At 68.2% G+C, this 14,681-nt stretch carries 16 protein-coding genes; 8 read left to right on the top strand and 8 right to left on the bottom strand.

What is annotated here, in order from left to right:
• The first annotated feature begins 11 nt into the window (after positions 1–11).
• The 3 genes from ACZ5YA_RS07095 to ACZ5YA_RS07085 all read left to right on the top strand — a co-directional run bounded on the left by ACZ5YA_RS07095 (position 12) and on the right by ACZ5YA_RS07085 (position 3,819).
• The gene (locus ACZ5YA_RS07095) at positions 12–1,136 is read left to right on the top strand and encodes a TRAP transporter substrate-binding protein (RefSeq protein ID WP_059380142.1); all 1,125 of its coding nucleotides are present in this window, start codon (positions 12–14) and stop codon (positions 1,134–1,136) included.
• A gap of 80 nt (positions 1,137–1,216) precedes the next feature.
• Complete coding sequence (locus ACZ5YA_RS07090; protein WP_059380141.1) at positions 1,217–1,840, top strand: TRAP transporter small permease subunit; 624 nt, start codon at positions 1,217–1,219, stop codon at positions 1,838–1,840.
• Positions 1,837–3,819: a TRAP transporter large permease gene (locus ACZ5YA_RS07085; RefSeq protein WP_464092253.1), complete on the top strand. Its 1,983-nt coding sequence runs from the start codon at positions 1,837–1,839 to the stop codon at positions 3,817–3,819. The genes ACZ5YA_RS07090 and ACZ5YA_RS07085 overlap by 4 nt, the downstream gene beginning before the upstream one ends.
• A gap of 43 nt (positions 3,820–3,862) precedes the next feature.
• Here ACZ5YA_RS07085 and ACZ5YA_RS07080 read toward each other — a convergent pair whose 3' ends face one another.
• Together ACZ5YA_RS07080 and ACZ5YA_RS07075 are read right to left on the bottom strand one after the other, a co-directional pair.
• A complete protein-coding gene (locus ACZ5YA_RS07080) occupies positions 3,863–4,321 on the bottom strand; it encodes a bleomycin resistance protein (protein ID WP_464092252.1) in 459 nt (152 codons plus the stop codon).
• A gap of 39 nt (positions 4,322–4,360) precedes the next feature.
• Positions 4,361–4,876, bottom strand: a complete 516-nt coding sequence (locus ACZ5YA_RS07075; RefSeq protein ID WP_464092251.1) for a GNAT family N-acetyltransferase — start codon at positions 4,874–4,876, stop codon at positions 4,361–4,363.
• 126 nt (positions 4,877–5,002) lie between these two features.
• Here ACZ5YA_RS07075 and ACZ5YA_RS07070 point away from each other — a divergent pair, with 126 nt between their 5' ends.
• Together ACZ5YA_RS07070 and ACZ5YA_RS07065 are read left to right on the top strand one after the other, a co-directional pair.
• Positions 5,003–5,533, top strand: coding sequence for a MarR family winged helix-turn-helix transcriptional regulator (locus tag ACZ5YA_RS07070; RefSeq protein WP_464092250.1), 531 nt, complete (start codon positions 5,003–5,005; stop codon positions 5,531–5,533).
• Complete coding sequence (locus tag ACZ5YA_RS07065; protein WP_059380136.1) at positions 5,530–6,309, top strand: HEAT repeat domain-containing protein; 780 nt, start codon at positions 5,530–5,532, stop codon at positions 6,307–6,309. Before ACZ5YA_RS07070 ends, ACZ5YA_RS07065 begins: the two co-directional genes overlap by 4 nt.
• 48 nt (positions 6,310–6,357) lie before the next feature.
• Here the strand turns inward: ACZ5YA_RS07065 and ACZ5YA_RS07060 are convergent, their stop codons facing one another.
• Positions 6,358–7,107 (bottom strand): SDR family oxidoreductase, encoded by a 750-nt coding sequence (locus ACZ5YA_RS07060; protein WP_054456432.1) that lies wholly within the window; start codon positions 7,105–7,107, stop codon positions 6,358–6,360.
• 173 nt (positions 7,108–7,280) lie between these two features.
• Between ACZ5YA_RS07060 and ACZ5YA_RS07055 the strand changes: the two genes are divergently transcribed.
• Positions 7,281–8,072 (top strand): DUF169 domain-containing protein, encoded by a 792-nt coding sequence (locus ACZ5YA_RS07055; RefSeq protein WP_059380135.1) that lies wholly within the window; start codon positions 7,281–7,283, stop codon positions 8,070–8,072.
• Here the strand turns inward: ACZ5YA_RS07055 and ACZ5YA_RS07050 are convergent.
• Positions 8,039–8,977 carry a LysR family transcriptional regulator gene (locus ACZ5YA_RS07050; protein WP_280016905.1) on the bottom strand — a complete coding sequence of 313 codons (939 nt, stop codon included), beginning with the start codon at positions 8,975–8,977 and terminating at the stop codon, positions 8,039–8,041. The genes ACZ5YA_RS07055 and ACZ5YA_RS07050 overlap by 34 nt on opposite strands.
• Before the next feature lie 107 nt (positions 8,978–9,084).
• On the opposite strand from ACZ5YA_RS07050, the gene ACZ5YA_RS07045 reads away from it, so the two are divergent.
• The gene (locus ACZ5YA_RS07045; RefSeq protein WP_118933948.1) at positions 9,085–10,263 is read left to right on the top strand and encodes an MFS transporter; all 1,179 of its coding nucleotides are present in this window, start codon (positions 9,085–9,087) and stop codon (positions 10,261–10,263) included.
• Positions 10,264–10,333: 70 nt separating this feature from the next.
• Positions 10,334–11,008: an HAD family hydrolase gene (locus tag ACZ5YA_RS07040; RefSeq protein WP_464092249.1), complete on the top strand. Its 675-nt coding sequence runs from the start codon at positions 10,334–10,336 to the stop codon at positions 11,006–11,008.
• 11 nt (positions 11,009–11,019) lie between these two features.
• Here ACZ5YA_RS07040 and ACZ5YA_RS07035 read toward each other — a convergent pair whose 3' ends face one another.
• The 4 genes from ACZ5YA_RS07035 to ACZ5YA_RS07020 form a co-directional block, all read right to left on the bottom strand.
• Complete coding sequence (locus ACZ5YA_RS07035) at positions 11,020–11,979, bottom strand: DMT family transporter (protein ID WP_059380131.1); 960 nt, start codon at positions 11,977–11,979, stop codon at positions 11,020–11,022.
• An 82-nt stretch (positions 11,980–12,061) separates the two neighbouring features.
• On the bottom strand, positions 12,062–12,931 hold the full coding sequence (locus ACZ5YA_RS07030; protein WP_464092248.1) for an AraC family transcriptional regulator: 870 nt from the start codon (positions 12,929–12,931) through the stop codon (positions 12,062–12,064).
• Between the two features lie 50 nt (positions 12,932–12,981).
• Complete coding sequence (locus tag ACZ5YA_RS07025) at positions 12,982–14,259, bottom strand: RNA polymerase sigma factor (protein WP_059380130.1); 1,278 nt, start codon at positions 14,257–14,259, stop codon at positions 12,982–12,984.
• Positions 14,256–14,663, bottom strand: coding sequence for a VOC family protein (locus ACZ5YA_RS07020; protein ID WP_464092247.1), 408 nt, complete (start codon positions 14,661–14,663; stop codon positions 14,256–14,258). Before ACZ5YA_RS07020 ends, ACZ5YA_RS07025 begins: the two co-directional genes overlap by 4 nt.
• Positions 14,664–14,681 lie beyond the last annotated feature (18 nt).

The following is a 14,681-nucleotide window of genomic DNA, read 5'->3' as shown; positions in this document are numbered from 1 at the left end:
GACAAGACGCCATGCAACACGTTACCAAGCCCCGCCGCAAGTTCATCTCCGGCGCCGCTGTCGCCGGGGCCGCCGCACTAGGATTTCCGGCAGTGGCCCGCGCGCAGAACGCCCCGGTTTCCCTGCGCTTCCAGAGCACCTGGCCCGCCAACGACATCTTCCACGAGTTCGCCCGCGACTATGCGCAGAAGGTCAACGACATGGCCGGCGGCCAGTTGAAGATCGAGATCCTGCCGGCTGGCGCCGTGGTCAAGGCCTTCGACCTGCTGGACGCGGTGTCCGCCGGCACGCTGGACGGCGGGCATGGGGTGGTCGCCTATTGGTACGGCAAGAACACGGCGGTGGCGCTGTGGGGATCGGGGCCGTCCTTCGGCATGGATGCCAACATGCTGCTGGCCTGGCACGAGTACGGCGGCGGCAAGGAGCTGCTGGTCGAGATCCAGAAAGCCATGGGCGTGAACGTGGTGTCGCTGATGTACGGGCCGATGCCGACTCAGCCTTTCGGATGGTTCAAACGTCCTATCACAAAGATGGAGGAGGTCAAGGGCCTCAAGTTCCGCACCGTGGGCCTGGCCATCGACATGTACACGGCCATGGGTGCCGCCGTGAACGCGTTGCCCGGCGGGGAAATCGTGCCCGCGCTGGACCGCGGCCTGCTGGACGGGGCGGAGTTCAACAACGCTTCGTCGGATCTGGCCCTGGGCTTCCAGGACGTCTCCAAGATCTGCATGCTGCAGAGCTTCCACCAAAGCGCGGAGCAGTTCGAAATCCTGTTCAACAAGGCCAAGTACGACGCGCTGCCGGAGCACCTGAAGCACATCCTCAGCTATGCCGCGCAGGCCTCCAGCGCGGACATGTCCTGGAAGGCGGCAAACCGCTATTCGCAGGACTACGTCAAGCTGCAGAAGGACCACAACGTCAAGTTCTACAAGACGCCCGACGCCATCCTGCAGCAGCAGCTGAAGATCTGGGACGAGATGATCGCCAAGCGCTCGGCCGAAAACCCCTTGTTCAAGAAGGTGCTGGAATCCCAGCGGGCCTTCGCCGAGCGCGTCGGGCGCTGGCACGGGGATACCTCGGTCAACTTCCGCATGGCCTACAACCACTACTTCTCGCGCTCCACCAAACAGGCTTGAAGGGCCGCTACCTGTATTCCGCGCCGCGCGCCGCACCCCGGCGCGCGGCGGGACGCCATGCGTCTTGACCTGGAAGCGAGATGATCCGAATCATACGTTTCATAGACCGCATCTCCACGTTTGTCGGGCAGGCCTTTGCCTGGTTGATCGTAGTCCTGACCTTGCATGTGTGTTGGGAGGTGGCCGCGCGCTACCTGTGGAACCAGCCCAGCGCCTGGGCGTTCGACATGCAGATGATGTATTACGGCATCCTGTTCATGATGGCGGGGGCCTATACCCTGGCCAAGAACGGACACGTGCGCGGAGACATCCTGTACGGCTTCCTGCCGCCGCGCGTGCAGGCGGCGCTGGACCTGATCCTGTACATCGTGTTCTTCTTCCCCGGCGTGATCGCGCTGGTGTGGGCGGGCTGGTACTACGCCGGCTACTCCATCGCCATCCGCGAGCATTCGTCGCTGATGGCCAACGGGCCGCCCATCTATCCCTTCAAGGCCTTCATCCCGATAGCCGGCGCGGTGCTGCTGGTGCAGGGCGTGGCGGAAGTGTTGCGCTGCGTACTGTGCCTGAAGCGCGGCGCCTGGCCCTCGCGCGAGGAGGACGTCGAGGAAGTGGACGTCGACAAGCTCAAGAAGATGGTGCATGTGAAGGACGAAGACATCGCCAAGCTGGACCGCTACGTCACCACCGGGGAGCCGCGCTCATGAAGATCCACAAGGCGCTGTGGTTCGGCCTGTCGTGCATCGGCCTGGTGCTGCTGATGATCGTGTTCCTGACGCCCTGGGACCATCTGACCACGGGGCATATCGGCCTCTTGATGCTGGCGCTTATCGTGGTCGCCATCATGCTGGGCTTTCCGACGGCGTTCACGTTGATGGGCATGGGGGTGTTGTTCACCTTCCTGGCGTACTACATGCAGAGTTCGGACGCGGCGCGTTCGGTCGGGCAGACGCTGGACCTGATGGTGCAGCGGACCTACGCCACGATGACCAACGACTCGCTGATTTCGATCCCGCTGTTCGTGTTCATGGGTTATCTGGTCGAACGCGCCAACCTGATCGAAAAGCTGTTCCGCTCCATGCACCTGGCGCTGGCGCGCCTGCCGGGCGCGCTGGCGGTGGCCACGCTGGCGACCTGCGCCATCTTCGCCACCGCCACGGGCATCGTGGGCGCCGTGGTCACGTTGATGGGCTTGCTGGCGATGCCGGCCATGCTGAAGGCCGGCTACAGCGTGCGCCTGACAGCCGGGTCGATCACGGCGGGCGGCTGCCTGGGCATCCTGCTGCCGCCTTCCGTGATGCTGATCGTGTACGGCGCGACCACCGGCGTGTCGGTGGTGCAGCTGTATGCCGGCGCGCTGTTCCCGGGCATCATGCTGGCGGTGCTGTACATGATCTACGTGATCATCGTGGCCAAGCTGCGCCCCGACATGGCGCCGCCCCTGCCCAAGGAAGAGCGCGGCGTGCCGTTGTCCCCGGAATCCGCGGCGCTGGCCTCCGGAGGCTACACGCGCGCCGTGTCCGGCATGCTGGCGGCATTGTTCAAGGGTCGCCGCAACAAGGACGTGCCACTGGGCTTCCTGATGCGCAACATGGCGCTGGCGATTGCGCCGCTGGCGGTTACGGTGCTGCTGGTGGCCGTGGTCTACCAGGCGACGACGCGGCCGGCGGTGGTATACGAGATCCCCGCCGAATTGCAGCTGGGATCGGGGGGATTCGATTCGGGCCTGAGCGAGCCGCCGTCGGACGGACTGGCGGAGCCGCCTTCGAACGAATTGGTCGAACCGCCTGCGAACGAGTTGGCGGAGCCGCCTTCGAGCGAGCCGCCCGCGGCCGGCGGCCTGGCCGAGCCGCCGGGCACGCCCGCCGCGGCGCCAGCGGCCGCACCCGGGACGGCCGCCGCGCAGGCGCCGGCATCCGCCGACGAGAGTATCGCCGCGCCCCAGGGCTTCTGGATCTTCGCGGCCATATGCGCGGCCATCCTGGTGGCGTTCTATGCGATGCTGACCTGGGCGCGCATGGAAATCTTCAAGATGCTGATGGCGTCGTTCTTTCCGCTGGCCGTGATGATCGCGGCGGTGCTGGGCTCCATCGCCTTCGGCCTGGCCACGCCCAGCGAGGCCGCGGCCATGGGCGCCATGGGCGGCGCGCTGCTGGCGCTGGCGTACCGGCGGCTGAACCTGCCGGTGCTGCGCGAATCGGTGTACCTGACGGCCAAGACCAGCGCCATGGTGTGCTGGCTGTTCGTCGGCTCATCGATCTTCTCGGCGGCGTTCGCGCTGCTGGGCGGACAGCGCATCATCGAGGAATGGGTGCTGTCGCTGGGATTGTCGCAACTGCAGTTCCTGCTGCTGGCGCAGGTCATCATCTTCCTGCTGGGCTGGCCGCTGGAGTGGACCGAGATCATCGTGATCTTCATGCCCATCTTCGTGCCGCTGCTCAACACCTTCGGCATCGACCCGCTGTTCTTCGGCCTGTTGGTCGCGCTGAACCTGCAGACGGCCTTCCTGTCGCCCCCAGTCGCCATGTCGGCGTTCTACCTGAAGGGCGTGTCGCCGCCGCACGTGACGCTGAACCAGATCTTCCTGGGCATGATGCCGTTCATGGGGATCCAGGTGGTGGCGATCTTCCTGCTGTACGTGTTCCCGGGCATCGGCCTGTGGCTGCCGACGGTGCTGTACCGGTAAAAGGCGGGGGCGGCCGGCGCGCCGCCTCCCGTGCCGCCTTGCTTCAGCCCTCTGCCTGAATGTCGCGCCGGCCCAGGCCCGCCGAATAGCGGATGAGATAACCGTCCGGATCCTGCACCAGGAACTGGTGCACGCCCACCTCCGTGGTTCCGGCGCGATACCACTTTTCCTCGGGCTGCATGTACAGCGGCCAGCCGGTGAGGCGCAAGGCATCGACGATCGGCATGATCGCGGGCACCTCGATCTGCAGATTGATTCCGCGTCCCAGGGGCGATTCCAGCGGGCCGGTGATCCAGTTCCTGCCGTGGCCGTATTCCTCAAGCATGACCTGGGAGCCGTTCTTGTCCAGGTAGGCGAAACGGTCTTCCGGGCGGTCGTAGGCTATCGAGAACCCGCAAAGCCCGCACCAGAAATGCAGGCTTTTGTGGATGTCCGACACCAGCAGTTCGGGCACGACGCGGGCGGCGAAGAATTCGGAGGCGGGAAGGACGGGATAGGTCATGGCGTATATCTGCAGGAATGGCGCGCAGGAGGGCGGGGATCAAGGCTGCGGGAATCGGTCGGATCCAGCGGCAGGACGCGGCAGTGTATAGACGATGGTTTCGCGGTCGTAGTGGCATTCGCGCGACCGGAACGCAAACCCGAGCTTTTCCAGGACACGTACGGAGGCTTGGTTGTCGGGCCAGACAACCGCGACCAGTTCGGAAACTTCCGTCTCGCGCCAGGCGTACTCGCACAACTGCTTCGCTGCCTGGCTCGCATATCCCTTTCCCCAAGCCGCGCGTTGCAGCCGATAGGCAAGCTGGATGCTGTCCGTGCCAGCCAAAGGGACCAGACTCACCCAGCCCACGGCGGCGCCGTCTACTGTGATTGCCCAGTGGCCAAGCCTGGTCAGCGGTTCGCGCAGCCATGCCAGCAGCTCCTGCCGCCGCGCTTCGTCTGCAGGTTTGACGCCGGTGCTGTAGCGCATGACCTCGGGATCGGACTCCATGGCCAGCAGCATGGGGATGTCATCTTCCTGCATGCGGCGCAGGGTCACGCGGGAAGGCAAGGGCATGGATTCAGTCACTGATCGCTGAGATAGCCGGGATGATAGCGGTTCGAAGCCATCGATCCGTCTTGCATAGATATAGTTAGGCGCCTTACTATAATGGCATCGAGAATCACCAGGGCTGGTTTACTCATGCAAGACCCACAACACATGCTTGAACCCAAGCACCGCGCGCTGCTTGACGTCGCCGCCAGGCGCGGCCTGGCGTCGGCCGACGGCATAGCCCTTTGCTTTCAGCTGCTGTCGCTGGCCAACGCCATCGACCGCGATTGCGCTGCCCGGCTGGCGCCGCGCCAGTTGTCGGAAGGGAAGTTCGTGCTGCTGTTCCTGCTGCACGAGCAGGCCGACGGCATGTCGCCGCACGAGCTGGCCGATGGCGCGGGTGTCACGCGGGCCACGGTCACCGGCCTGCTGGACGGCCTGGAGCGCGATGGTTTCGTCTCGCGCCGCGCGGGCAAGGACGACCGGCGCAAGATCGTGGTGAAGCTGAGCGCCAAGGGGCGGGCCGAGGCCGCGCAGCTGTTCAAGACGCATACGGACTGGATAGGCGCCTTGTTCGCGGGCTTGGGCCCGGCGGACCGGGCCAGCTTGCGCGCGCTGCTGGGCAAGATCTGGCAGGGAACCGACGCGGGCCGGGCCGCGCGAAAGGAGACCACGCGATGACCAAGAAAGCAGCTGCTGCGCCGACGGGCCGGGGCGTGAAGGACATCAGCGCCGAACGCCTGGCGCAGTTGAACGCGGGCGAGCCGGCGCGCAACCTGACCGAATGCCTGGCGGTGGACTTTGCCGAATTGATGCAGGCAGCCGCGCCGCAGGTCGGCGCCGAAGCCATCGCCGTTCTGCGCGCGCAGGCTGCGACGGGAATCTCCAAGCGCATGGCCGTGGCGGCGCGGACGCTGCTGGACGGCCTGGGTGCGGACGCTTTCGAGCAACTGCGCGATCACCGCTCGGATACCATCCGGGGATGGGCCTGCTTCATGGTCGGCGCAATGCCGGACCTGAGCCTGGAGCAGCGGCTGGCGCTGATCCGGCCGCTGGCCGATGACGCGCATTTCGGCGTAAGGGAATGGGCCTGGTTGGCGCTGCGTCCGCAACTGGCGGCGGAACTGGCCGCTGCAGTGGAACTGCTGCGGCCCTGGACCGCGGATGCGTCCGAACGCGTGCGCCGGTTCGCCAGTGAATCGCTGCGGCCGCGTGGGGTCTGGTGCGCGCATATCGCGGCCTTGAAGGCCGATCCCGGCCGCGCGTTGCCGCTGCTGGAGCCGCTGCGGGCCGATCCGGCCGTCTATGTGCAGGACTCGGTGGCGAACTGGCTGAACGACGCCAGCAAGGACCAGCCGGACTGGGTGCGGGAGGTCTGCGCGCGCTGGTCCAAGGGCAGGCCGGCCGAGGCGACGCAGCGGATTTGCAAGCGCGCGCTGCGTTCCATCGGCGCCTAGCCGCGGGTATCGGCAGGTGCGCTTGCGCCAACCCTGGCCGGCCAGCGACTACAGCTGGCTCATGCCCCCGTCCGCGATGATCTCCGTGCCCACGATGAAGGCGGACTCGGGCGAGGCCAGGTGCAGCACCGTGGAGGCGATTTCCTGCGGCGTGCCGAAGCGTCCCAGCGGCACCTGGGCGCGGATGCTGGCGGCGGTCTTCTCCAGCGCCGCCGCATCCAGACCCAGCTTGTCGTAGATCGGCGTGGCGACCGGCCCGGGGCTGATGACGTTGACGCGTATGCCGCGCGGCAGCAGCTCGGCCGACAAGGTCTTGGCCAGCGAAATCAGCGCGGCCTTGCTGGCGGCATAGATCGACGAGGCGGGCATGCCGATGCGGGCGTTGATCGAGCCGTTGAGCACGATGGACGCGCCCGGGTTGAGCAGCGGATCCAGCGCCTGCAACTGGAAGAAGGCGCCCTTGACGTTGGTCGAGAAGGTCTGGTCCCAGAGCGCTTCGGTGGCTTCGGCCAGCGGCGCGAAGCGGGCCACGCCGGCGTTGATGAAGACGGCGTCCAGGCGGATGCCGGCCTGGCGCAGTTCAGCCGCCAGCGCAGCGGGCGCGCCGGGGGCGCCGGCGTCGTTGCGCAGCGCCAGCGCGTGCGAGCCCAGGCTGGCGCGCACCTGCTTGAGCACCGCGGCGTCGCGGCCGGTGACGACAACACGGGCGCCTTCGGCGGCGAAGGCCTGGGCGGCGGCCAGGCCGATGCCGCTGGTGCCGCCGGTGATCAGGACGGTCTTCTGTTCGAAACGGTTCATGTCGGGCTCCTTGGAAGCCGGGGTGTGTCCTGCGCGTTTGCGGCGGGCGGGTTTGCCGCCATCCACGATAGATCAATCAGGGGCCCGGCGGGCGATTCGTTATAGTCATCGCTGACCGCGCTCAATCTGCGGCAATGCGGCAAAGTCCGCGCACAACAGTCCAAGGGACGGGCATGGAAGAGACGACACTGAACTGGGCATCGCTGGTCGATGACCTGAACAAATTGCTGCGCCTGAAGACCACGGTCATCGGCATGAAGCTCTACGAGCGTGAAGACGACATGGCCGCGGTCAAGGGCCTGCGGCGCCCGCAAGCCACGCACACCACCGACCAGATCGTGGGCATGGCCGCCAGGCTGGGCTGGACGGTGGGGATCACGGGTGACGACCTGGTCGGCGCGCAATGCCGCGCCGTGGTCGGCCTGGGGCCGCAGGACGAGGCCTGGAAGCGCGGCGAAGATTACGTGGGCGTCTGGCACGCCACGCAGGAAGACGCCCAGGCGCGCCAGGAGGCGCTGTCCTGTGTGCCGGCGGGCAAGTACCGCGGGCTGGTGGCGTCGCCGCTGGCGGCGGGCCGGCTGGACCCGCCGGACATCTGCCTGATCTACGCCACGCCGGGCCAGATGATCATCCTCATCAATGGCCTGCAATGGAAGAACTACCGGCGCTTCGACTGGAGCGTGGTGGGCGAAACGGCCTGTGCCGACTCCTGGGGTCGCGCGCTCGCCACCGGCGAGCCCAGCCTGTCCTTGCCCTGTTACGCCGAGCGCCGCTACGGCGGCGTGCCCGACGAGGAAATGCTGATGGCCTTGCCGCCGCGCTACCTGCCCATCGCCATCGAGGGCATGAAGGCGCTGTCGGCGAATGGCCTGCGCTACCCGATTCCGCCCTACGGCATCCAGAACGACGTGCGCGCCGGCATGGGCGTCAGCTATGCGCGTGCGCCCGCGTCGTCCAAGCCCTGATGGACGGCGGCGCGCAAGGCGCCCGCCAGCACGCGGGCGGCCGGTCCCAGCGGCTGGTCGATGCGGTGCGCCAGATAGGTTTCGCTGACCACCTGGCTGCCGCGCCCCAGGCTGTCGGTCGGCAGGCGCAGCAACCGGCCTTCGGCCAGATCGCGCTCCACCTGCCAGTAGGGCAGCCGGCCCCAGCCCACGCCCGCCAGGATCAGCGCATGCTTGGTGTCCTGGCCGCTGACGCGGCAAGTCTGCGGCGACAGCACCGCGAAGTCCCGGCCCTGGGTCAGGGAGGAAGGGTCCATCTGCACGATCTGCACATGGTCGGCGAGTTCGGCCGGGCCCAGCGGCATGTCGGCGGCGACGCGCTGCGCCAGCGCATGCCCGGCGCCGACCACCGCCACCATCTGTACGGACGACAGCGCCTGCATCACGACGCGCGGATGGCGGAAATGGTCGCCCGCGACGATGGCCAGCGTATGGCTGCGCGTCAGCAGGGCTTCCACCGGGCCGCCCAGAGGCAGCACGGAAACGCGGACGGCGACGGACGGGTAGGCCGCGCGCAGGGCGTTCAGGGCGGCGCCTACGTCTGCGATCGGAAACAGCGTGTCCACCGCCAGCGACAGCTCCAGCTCCACGCCTTCGCCCAGGCCCTGGGCGCGGGCGCGCATGGCGTCCACGCGCAGCAGGATGTCGCGGGCGTTGACCAGCAGGGCCGCGCCTTGCGGCGTCATCACGGGCCGGTGGCCGCTACGGTCGAACAGGGTCACGCCCAGCTGCGCTTCCATGTTGGCGATGGCGTGGCTGACGGCCGATTGCACGCGCGCCAGGCGGCGCGCGGCCGCGCGGAAACTGCCGGCGTCGGCCACGGCGGCGAATACGCGCAACTGGTCCAGGGTCAGGGCGTCTATCATTCTGCCGGCTGATCTATCCAATCGATCAATTCCATCAAAAGATTATCACTTACCAGGATCGGTTTGCGCTGGCATCCTGGCTGGGTCGTAGAACAAGGGAGACAAGGATGGGCAAGGAAGGAACGCGCTGGTCGGCGGTGCTGGCCATCGTGGGGGCTGGGGTGGTTGCGGCGCTGCAAGTGGGCAAGGTCATCATCGCCGCGCCCTTGCTGCGCAAGGACATGGGGCTGGATCTGGCCTCCATCGGGGCGCTGGCCGCGGTGTTCTCGATCCTGGGCCTGGTCGGCGGCATTGCCGCGGGCGGGGTCATCAACCGCTACGGCGCGCGGCGCATGCTGCTGGCGGGCCTGGCGGCGACGGCGGTAGGCTCCGTGATGGGCGCCATGGCGACCGCCTACAGCGTCCTGCTGGTCTCGCGGGTGGTGGAGGGGCTGGGCTTTCTGATGATTACCGTGGCCGGACCCGCGGCCCTGCAACGCATGGTGTCGGCCGCCACCCGCGACTTCGCCTTCGCGCTATGGAGCTGTTACATGCCGGCCGGGATGGCGATTGCGATGCTGGCCTCGCAGGCCTTCAGCGGTTGGCAGGCCTATTGGTGGTGCGCGGGCGCGGCGGTGCTGGTGGCCATGGTGTGCGTGGCGGCGCTGGCGCCAGCCACGCCGGGCGGCGCCAGCCTGTCGTGGCGGGGCTTGCGGCAGGACACGGCCGATACCATGGGCGCGCCCGGTCCGCGCCTGCTGGCGCTGTCGTTCACGCTTTACAGCCTGATGTTCTTCGCGCTGTTCACGTTCTTGCCCGTGCTGCTGACCGAACAGCTGGGCCTGCCGCTGGCGACCGCCGGCCTGTACAGCGCCATCGCCAGCGCCGCCAACGTGGTCGGCAACCTGGGCGCGGGCGTGCTGCTGGCGCGCGGTTGGCGGCGTTCCACTCTGATCGCCTGCGCCAGCCTGGTCATGGGCGCGGTGGCGCTGCTGATCTTCCGCTCGGTGTTGCCGGCCATGCCCACCTTCCTGCTGTGCGTGCTGTTCTCGGCCGTGGGCGGACTGATACCGGCCACGCTGCTGGGCACGGCGCCGTTGCTGGCGCCGCGGCCGGCGCTGACGCCGGCTTCGGTGGGGCTGGTGATGCAGGGCAGCGGCCTGGGGCAGGTGATCGGCCCGGTGGCGGTGGGCGGCGCGATCGACCGCTACGGCTGGTCGGTGGCGTCGCTTATCGTCGCGGCCGCCGGATTGGGCGGGGTGTTTCTGGCGTGGCGCTTGCGGCGCCTCAAAGGTCCGGGGATGTAGGCGGCGCGGATAGCGCGGTGGTGTCACGAGCCAGGCATATCATGGGGACTTGTCCTGAAATGGAGCCACCATGCATACGCCTGCCCCCCGCCTGGTCATCTTCGACTGCGATGGCGTCCTGATCGATAGCGAGATCATCGCGGCGCGCGCCCAATCGCGGGCGCTGGCCGAGCATGGCATCGCCATCACGCCCGAGGACGCCGCGCGCCGCTTCGCCGGCATTCCCGACGCGGACATGTGGCGGACCCTGCAACAGGAAAACGCCCGCAGCTTGCCCGAAGGCTTTGCGCGCGAATACGCGGACGGGCTGGAAGCCATCTTCCGCCAGGAATTGCGCGCGCTGCCCGGCGCGCTGCAGACGGTTCGCATGCTGCGCGAGCGCAGCCTGCAGGTCTGCGTGGCCTCCAGCAGCACGCCGCCCAAGCTGGAGGCGGCCCTGAAGCTGGTGGGTCTTTGGGACGAGTTCACGCCCAATATATTCAGCACCGCGCAGGTCGCGCACGGCAAGCCGGCGCCGGACGTGTTTCTCTTTGCCGCCCGGCAGATGCGCGCCGCAATCCTGGATTGCGTGGTGGTTGAGGACAGCGTCCCCGGCGTGCGCGCCGCCCGCGCCGCGCGCATGCGCGCCATCGGCTACGTGGGCGCTACGCATAACGGGCCGGACCAGCGCCAGCGCTTGCTGGACGAAGGCGCATCGGACGTCATCGACGATCTGCGGCGCTTGCCGGAATTGCTGTTGGACTAGGGTGCGCGCGCCTATGCCGCCGCAGGCACGGGCTCCGGCTTGACCCGCACGGCGCGCAGCACGCCCACCATCAGGCAGGCGATGCCGATGAGCGTCAGCGGCTGGGGCATCTGTCCGCGCAGGATGTAGGCATAGGCCAGCGCCGCCAGCGTTTCGAACACGATCAATTGCCCCGCCAGCGCGGTGGGCAGGCGCTGGCTGGCTTCGTTCCAGCACAAGGTGCCCAGCCAGGACGCGAACAGGCCGATGATGGCCATCAAGGCCAGGAAGACCTCGGGCCTGGGGCCGGCTGGCATGGGAAAGGCGCTGCCGGACACCGCCATGCCTGCCCATAGGACCGCATAGCCCGCCAGCGCCAGCGGCAACGTCGCCACACCCTGGGCGGTGGCCCAGGTGCGCGGGCTGCGGTCGGGATGAGCGCGCAGCCAGTCCGCGTTGCGCAGCGGATACCAGGTCCAGCAGGCCACCGCGCCCAGCGCCAGCAGCGCGCCGATGGCGTAGCGCGACATGTCGGCGTCGGCATCCTGGCGCAAGGCCTGCAATTCGACCTGATTGACGCAGGCAATGCCCAGCGCGATCAAGGCCAGCGCGGGCGCCAGCCGCTTCCAGGGCAGCCGGCCGTCGCGGCGCGCGTTGCGCAGGTTGGCGCTGATGGCGATGACCACCGGCAGCGTACCGATGATCATGGTGGGCAAGGGGCCGCCCGCGCGCTGGATGGCGCTGGCCAGGCACAGGTAGTAGAGCAGGTTGCCGATGGCGGCGAGCTTCAGCGCCTCGATCCAGTCGGCGCGCTGCAACTGGCGCAGGCCGCGGCGGTCCAGCCAGGCCAGCGGCAGGGCGATCAGGCCGAACGCCAGGTAGCGCGCCACGGATTGCAGCGCGGCAGGGTATTCCGGCAGCAACAGGGGCCCGACGAACACCAGCCCCCACATCAGGCCGGCGGCCAGGGCATAAAGGGTTCCAGCCCACATACGACGTCGCTCCAGGTCACGAATGGCGGCAGTCTAGCCAGCGGGCGGGCGCCGCGTCTTGTACCAGATTGCGGTGCGGAGTTCAGGCGCGGACTTGCTTCTGATAACGGGCGGGTGTGACGCCGTAGCGGCGCGAGAAGGCGCGGGTCAGGTGGGCCTGATCGGTCAACCCCGAGGCCAGCGCCACCTGGGCCGGCGATTCGCCGGCGGCCAGCCGGCGCTTGGCCTCGAACAGCCGCAGCGCCATCAGCATCTGCTGCGGCGTGGCGTGGTACTGCGCCTGGAAGCTGCGCAGAAAATGAAAAGGGCTGAGCCCGGCCACGGCCGCGAGTTCATCCAGCGTCAGGCGGTGGGCCAGATTGGCGCGCAGGTAGTCGATGACGGGCGCGAAGCGCGGCGCGCCTTCGTCACGGGCCGCCCGCGGCACGCGCGCGTGGCGGCGGAATTCAGCCAGCAGCGCGTACAAGGCGCTATCGAAAGCCAGCGGTTCGCGCGCCTGCCACAAGGTGTCCAGCAGCGCGGTGACGCGCTGCGCGCCGGCCGCGTCATGGCCGACGGCCGTATCGAACCACCAGCCGCTTTCGCCGGTGACGCGGGCCACCACGTCGGGGTCCAGGTAGACCATGCGGTAGCGCCAGCCACCCTCGGTTTCGGCGCGGCCGGTGTGCAATTCATCGGGGTTCATCAGCACCACCGAGCCCGAGGGCGCCAGATGCTCCGCGCCGCGGTAACGGAAGCGCTCGACGCCGGACTCGATCGCGCCCAGCCCGTAGGCTTCATGGGTGTGAGGTTCGAAGGCGTAGCGGATGATGTGCGCACGATACAGCTCCACGCCGGGCAGGTACGCCGCCTGCCGGAACTCGGCGCGGTCGCCGGGATGCTCGAACGCCTGCGGCACGCCCGGCATGACGGGCGCGGCCAGGTCGGACGGGACATGATCGGCGGGGCGCATGGAGGGATTTAAGCATGCCGGCCGGGTCCGCTGCGCCCGGACCGGCGCGCCTAGGAGTCGGACATGTCGCGCGCCCGCGCCAGCAGCAATTCCCGCTCGCGCGCATTGCGCGTCATGCCGGCCGCGCGTTCGAACTCGGCGCGCGCTTCGGCGCGGCGCCCCAGCTTGGCCAGCAGGTCCGCGCGCACGCTGGGCAGCCAATGGTAATTGGCCAGGGCGGGCTCCTCGGCCAAATGGTCGGCCAGGTCCAGCCCGGCCTGGGGGCCGAACGCCATGCCCACGGCCACTGCGCGGTTCAGCTCCACCACCGGCGAGGGCATGGCTTGCGCCAGCGCGTCGTACAAGGCCACGATGCGCGGCCAGTCGGTGTCCTCGGGCGTACGCGCGCGGGCATGGCAGGCGGCCAGCTCGGCCTGCAAGGCGTAAGGGCCGCGCGGCGCGCCCAGGCTGTCCGACAGCGCCAACGCCGCCAGCCCGCGGCGGATCAGCAAGGGATCCCAGCGGCCGCGGTCCTGCTCCATCAGCAGGACGGGGCGGCCTTGCGCGTCGGTGCGGGCATGCAGGCGAGAGGCTTGCAATTCCATCAGCGCCGCCAGTCCATGGACTTCGCTTTCGCCCGGCGCCAGCTGGGTCAGGATGCGGCCCAGGCGCAGCGCTTCGTCGCACAGCGCCGGGCGCATCCAGTCATCGCCCGAAGTGGCCGAATAGCCCTCGTTGAATATCAGGTAGATGACTTCCAGCACCGACGCCAGGCGCGGCGCGCGCTCCTCTGCCCGCGGGACTTCAAACGGCACGTTGGCCGCGGACAGGCTGCGTTTGGCGCGCACGATGCGCTGCGCGATGGTGGATTCGGATGCCAGGAAGGCGCGCGCGATCTCGGCCGTGGTCAGCCCGCCCAAGAGGCGCAGGGTGAGCGCCACGCGCGCCTCGGTGGACAGCAGCGGATGGCAGGCGGTGAACACCAGCCGCAGCAGGTCGTCGCCGATGTCGTCCTGGCGCGCGGCGTCCAGCGCGTCGACGAAATCAGGTTCGACGTCGGCCTGCAGGGCCTCCAGCTCGTGCCCGATCTGCTCGTGCTTGCGCGTATGCAGCGCGTCCAGCCGCAGGCGGTCGCGCGCGCGATTCTTGGCGGTAGTCATCAGCCACGCTCCCGGGTTGTCCGGCACGCCGGTTTCGGGCCAGCGTTCCAGGGCGGCGACCAAGGCATCCTGCGCCAGCTCTTCAGCCAGTCCGACGTCGCGCACCAGGCGCGCGACGCCGGCGATGACGCTGGCGGACTCGATCCGCCAGACCGCCTCGATGGCGCGATGCACGGCCTCCCGCGTCATGCGTTGGGCACTTCGCCGGGGACCATGTAAATCAGCTCCCACACATGGCCGTCCAGGTCCTCGAAACCATGGGCGTACATGAAGCCGTGATCCTGCGGCTGGCGCGGAGCGGTGCCGCCGGCGGCGAGCGCGCGCTTCACCTGTTCGTCAACTTCGGCGCGGCTGTCGCAGGACAGCGCGATCAGCACCTCGGTGGTCTTGGTGGCGTCGGCCACCGGCTTGCCGGTGAAGGTCTGGAAAAAGTCCTTCACCAGCAGCATGACGTAGATGCTGTCGCTCACGACCATGCAGGCGCCCTGGTCGTTGGCGAACTGCGGATTGAAGCTGAAGCCCAGGCTCTTGAAGAAAGCCTGCGATTTCTGCATGTCGTTGATGGGGAGATTGACGAAGATCTGGTTGTGCATGATGTTCCCGCTTCCTTT

The sequence above is a fragment of the Achromobacter sp. JCM 18799 genome (genome assembly GCF_055395645.1).
The sequence above is the reverse complement of the archived record's forward strand: the minus strand, read 5'-3'. Positions and strand labels throughout refer to the sequence as shown.